Below are 4614 nucleotides of genomic sequence, written 5' to 3' on the forward strand. Positions count from 1 at the left end.
CGCCCGCCCCGATCAGCAGCACCTCGTCCAGCGGTGCCCCGGGCAGGCCGGTGCGCAGGCTTTCGGAGAAGCCCCAGTAGTCGGTGTTGTGGCCGAACCGCTTGCCATCCCGAAACACGACCGTGTTCACCGCGCCGACCCGGCGGGCGGCGTCGGACAACTGGTGAAGGTGCGCCATGACGGCCTGCTTGTAGGGAAAGGTGACATTGAGACCCGCAAAACCTCCCGACTCGGCCCGCGCCAGTATCTGCGACAGGTCGCCATCGGTGCCGGCGTCTGTGTCCAGAAGCTCGTAGTGGCAGGTCAGGCCCTGCGCGGCGGCCTCGGCCTCGTGCATCGCGGGCGTGCGGGACAGCTGGATGCCGCTGCCGACCAGGCCCATCCGGAACGGGCCGGCGGGTGCGGTCTTAGCCTCTGTTGCCGGGTCAATCTGCATTCCCTCGTGGCCTCCCCACCATGTCTTCAGGGCAAAATGTTCCGTTTGGTACATTTCGTCAAGGTAAAATGTACTAACTGGACCATTTGGCATCTGCTACAGCTTCAGTAAAGGTGCGGGCATGGCAATGACGACGGATGCAGAGCGGCGGGGCTGGACGCAGAATCCCGAGGCGGTAAAGGAAGATATCCTGACCGTCGCCCTGTCGGAGTTCGCAGCGAGGGGATTTTCAGGCGCCCGGGTCGACACAATCGCCTCGCGCACCCAGACCTCCAAGCGGATGATCTACTATTACTTCGGCGACAAGCTGGGGCTGTATACACGGGCGCTGGAGGCGGCCTATCTCGAGGTCCGGGAGGGCGAGGCCTCTCTCGACCTCGACCACCTGCCCCCGCAGGAGGCCCTTGCGCGGCTGGTCGCCTTCACCTTCGATCATCACAGGGCGAATCCCGACTTCATTCGCATGGTGATGATCGAGAACATCCACAACGCCGAGAACCTCGCCGTCAGCCAGGTGATCCGCGACCTGAACGTCGCCGCGATCGACAAGCTCGCCGACATCTGCCGCCGCGGGCAGGAAGCCGGGGTGTTCCGCGCCGCGCTCGATCCCGTGGCCCTGCACTGGCAGATCAGCGCGGCCAGCTTCTTCAACGTCTCGAACCGACCAACTTTCTCGGCCATCTTCGGGTCGGAGCTGTTCGAGGAACCGGCGCAGGAGGTGATCCGTCAGCAGACCGTCGAGGCCATTCTCGCCATTGCTTGCAAGGCATGATTGCGCCGCGGCCGCAACTCTCCACATTGCTGCCGCACACCCGGAAAAGCCTCCTTGGCTGCGCCCGATCCAATTGCAGCGAACGTTTCCGCAGCTTCGCCCCCGGCGAATCCCGCCTGGCATGGAGCAGGTTGATTCTCCTGTTCCTTTCCACGGACAAAGATCGAGGACTGGCCGCTTCTCAGGATACGCAGCGCTTGCCGCGCGGTAATTGTATCGTACGGCTTCCGCCCGGACCGGAACTTGGTCGCAGGCGCGGCGAACGTCAGCTTCCCGCCCTTCGTCGACGTTGAGTGAAGAGAGCGGTCAGCGACATACCGCTTGACGCTAAAAGCCACATGAAATAGCCACAGGGCCTGCTGAGCGGGCGTTGTGTAATGGTAAGACCCTTGCCTTCCAAGCAAGAGATACGGGTTCGATTCCCGTCGCCCGCTCCAAAAAATCTCCACCTTGAACTGCGGCCACTTGCCGACCTGCCCCCGGATCGGGCAGGCCGCTCTTGCGTCGCGCGGGGCCAGCCTCTCGGTGCTCTACTGCAACCGTGCGCCCAGCCACCGGCGCCACTCGGCGCGGGAGCCTGCAAAGGCGTTCAGGTCCACCTTGCCCGCCACGCCCGGCACCAGCCCGGTGCCGCTGTATTGCCAGAAGCTCCAGCGCTCCTCGGGGTAGTGCTCGGAGGGGTGCGCGGTGACCGCCCGCAGGAAAAACTCGGTGCCCCGAAGCTGGCCCAGATCGTTGCGACGGTAGAAATCCGGCGTGGTGTAAACCACCGGCGCGGTGCCGTAGTGGGCCGTCACGATGCGGGAAAACTCCCGGATGCTGGCGCGCACCTCCTCGGCGGGCGGACGCGTGGTGCAAGTGGGGGAGAGGTGGTTCCACTCCATGTCGAGCATCGGCGGCAGGTCACCCTTGCGGCGCGGCACGTTGCGGATGAACCATTCCGCCTGCGTCCGCGCGTCGGTGCAGAAGTAGTAGAAGTGATAGCCCCCAACCGGCACGCCAGCGCGCCGCGCGCCGTCGGCATTGAGCTGCCAGCCCGGGTCCAGATGGTCGCCGCCCTCCGTCGCCTTCAGCCAGGCAAAGGACACGCCCGCCTGCCGCGCGGGGGTCCAGTCGATCTCGCCCTGGTAGCGGGCCGCGTCGATGCCGTGCACCTGGTAGCTTGCGGGGGAGGGGCCAGACCATTCGTGCGGGTCCACATCGCCGAAGCCGCGCGGGATGCCCGGTGCCCGGCTGGCCGATACATAGGTCACCGTCGAGCGTTCGCCCTGCACCAGCGCGGGCACCGTCGCGCCCGCCGGCGCATCCACCCGCGTGCCACCGCCGCAGGAGGCCAGCGCCAGTGCCAGCCCCGTCCCGATCATCCACCGCATCGCCATGCCCATGCTCCTGCCCCGGTTGCCTGTTGCGCCGAATCCTAAGCCCAATCGCGCCGCGATGCACTTCACAGTTTGTGCTCACCCCGCGCCCTGCGCGGCAACTTGCCCCCCTTGCCGCCCCGGCGCGCGCCCGTTACTCCCTTCGCCCGAAGAGGAGAGCCCATGGCGCGTGCCCCCCAGACCAACCCCGATGACCGCCCCGGCTCCCGCCGCGTGGGAGCGCTGCGCGCGCTCGCGCCCTATTTCGCGCCCTACAAGCTCATGGTGCTGGCCGCCCTCGGCGCGCTGATCCTCACCGCAGGCGTCTCGCTGGTGCTGCCCATGGCCGCCCGCCGCGTGGTCGACAACTTCGGCACCGCCAACGTCGCCCTGCTTGATCGTTACTTCTTCGCCGCCATCGGCATCGCCGCCATCTTCGCGCTGGGCACCGCCCTGCGCTACTGGCTGGTGACGCGGCTGGGCGAGCGCGTGGTGGCCGACATCCGCAAATCGGTCTTCGACCGGATGATCGGCATGAGCCCGGCCTATTACGAGAAGCTGATGACCGGCGAGGTGCTGAGCCGTATCACCACCGACACCACGCTGATCCTCTCGGTCATCGGCTCCTCGGCCAGCTGGTTTCTCCGCAACATCCTGCTGTTCTTCGGCGGGCTGCTGCTGATGTTCTTCACCACGCCCAAGCTCTCGCTGATGGTGCTCGGCATCATCCCCGTGGTCATCATCCCGATCCTCGTGCTGGGCCGCCGCCTTCGCACGCTCTCCCGCGAAAACCAGGATTGGATCGCGGCCTCCTCTGGCAATGCCTCGGAGGCGCTGCTGGCGGTGCAAACCGTTCAGGCCTTCACCCATGAGGCCCCTTCGCGCGCCCGCTTCGGCGAGGTCACCGAGCAAAGCTTCACCTCCGCGAAGAAGCGCATCACCGTGCGCGCGGCGATGACGGCGATCATCATCTTCGTGGTCTTCTGCGGCATCCTCGGCGTGCTCTGGATCGGCGCGCGCGACGTGCGTGATGGCGCGATGACCGCCGGTGAGTTGGTTCAGTTCGTCATCTACGCGGGCATCATGGCCGGCGCCGTGGCCGCGCTGTCGGAAATCTGGGGCGAGCTGCAACGCGCCGCCGGTGCCACCGAACGGCTGATCGAGCTGCTCACCGCCACCGACAGCGTGACAGACCCGGCAGAGCCGCTGCCGCTGGAGGGCCGCGCGCGCGGCGCCATCGGCTTTCAGGACGTGGTCTTCCACTATCCTACCCGTCCCGGTGAGGCCGCGCTTTCGGGCGTCAGCTTCAACGTGCAGCCGGGCGAAACCGTCGCCCTCGTCGGCCCCTCCGGCGCGGGCAAATCCACGATCTTCCAGCTTCTGCTGCGCTTCTACGATCCGGCTGCGGGCGAGATCACCCTCGATGGCACACGGCTCGATGCGGTGACACGCGAAGCGCTGCGCGGCCAGCTGGCGCTGGTGCCGCAAGACCCGGTGATCTTCGCCGCCACCGTCACCGAGAACATTCGCTTCGGCCGCCCCGAGGCGAGCCAGGCCGATGTCGAGGCCGCCGCCCGCGCCGCCGCCGCGCATGAGTTCATCACCGAGCTGCCCGAGGGCTACGAAACCTACGTCGGCGAGCGCGGCGCCATGCTTTCCGGCGGGCAGAAACAGCGCATCGCCATCGCCCGCGCCATCCTGCGCGACGCGCCCGTGCTGCTGCTGGACGAGGCCACCTCGGCGCTGGACGCCGAAAGCGAGCAACTGGTGCAACAGGCCGTCGAGGCGCTCTCGGCAGAGCGCACCACCCTCATCGTCGCCCACCGCCTCGCCACGGTGAAAAAGGCCGACCGCATCCTGGTGTTCGAAAAGGGGCAGATCGTCGCCGAAGGCACGCATGACAGCCTCGTCGCCCAAGGCGGCCTCTACGCCCGTCTGGCCCGGCTCCAGTTCACCGAAGGGCTGGCGGCGGAGTAGGGCGCGGCGGGCGCAACATTCCGAGTTTCGCAAACCGTAGGGTGCGCATTCATGGCGCACCGCCCCTTGCA

At 67.1% G+C, this 4614-nt stretch carries 3 protein-coding genes, 1 tRNA gene and 1 pseudogene; 3 read left to right on the forward strand and 2 right to left on the reverse strand.

Annotation, left to right across the window (positions count from 1 at the left end; all coding sequences use genetic code 11):
- Window positions 1-436, reverse strand: a pseudogene (locus DYI42_RS23190) (shikimate dehydrogenase); the annotation flags it as partial.
- A 121-nt stretch (window positions 437-557) separates the two neighbouring features.
- Between DYI42_RS23190 and DYI42_RS23195 the strand changes: the two are divergent.
- On the forward strand, window positions 558-1208 hold the full coding sequence (locus DYI42_RS23195; RefSeq protein WP_342344730.1) for a TetR/AcrR family transcriptional regulator: 651 nt from the start codon (window positions 558-560) through the stop codon (window positions 1206-1208).
- 363 nt (window positions 1209-1571) lie between these two features.
- Window positions 1572-1645, forward strand: a tRNA-Gly gene (locus tag DYI42_RS23200).
- Between the two features lie 93 nt (window positions 1646-1738).
- Here the strand turns inward: DYI42_RS23200 and DYI42_RS23205 are convergent.
- Entirely contained in the window at window positions 1739-2581 is an 843-nt protein-coding gene (locus DYI42_RS23205; protein ID WP_213549401.1) for a glycoside hydrolase family 25 protein, read from the reverse strand.
- 168 nt (window positions 2582-2749) lie between these two features.
- Between DYI42_RS23205 and DYI42_RS23210 the strand changes: the two genes are divergently transcribed.
- On the forward strand, window positions 2750-4543 hold the full coding sequence (locus tag DYI42_RS23210) for an ABC transporter transmembrane domain-containing protein (RefSeq protein WP_213549397.1): 1794 nt from the start codon (window positions 2750-2752) through the stop codon (window positions 4541-4543).
- The last annotated feature ends 71 nt before the right edge of the window (window positions 4544-4614 follow it).

Source organism: Vannielia litorea (genome assembly GCF_018424695.1).
Taxonomy (GTDB): domain Bacteria; phylum Pseudomonadota; class Alphaproteobacteria; order Rhodobacterales; family Rhodobacteraceae; genus Vannielia; species Vannielia litorea_A.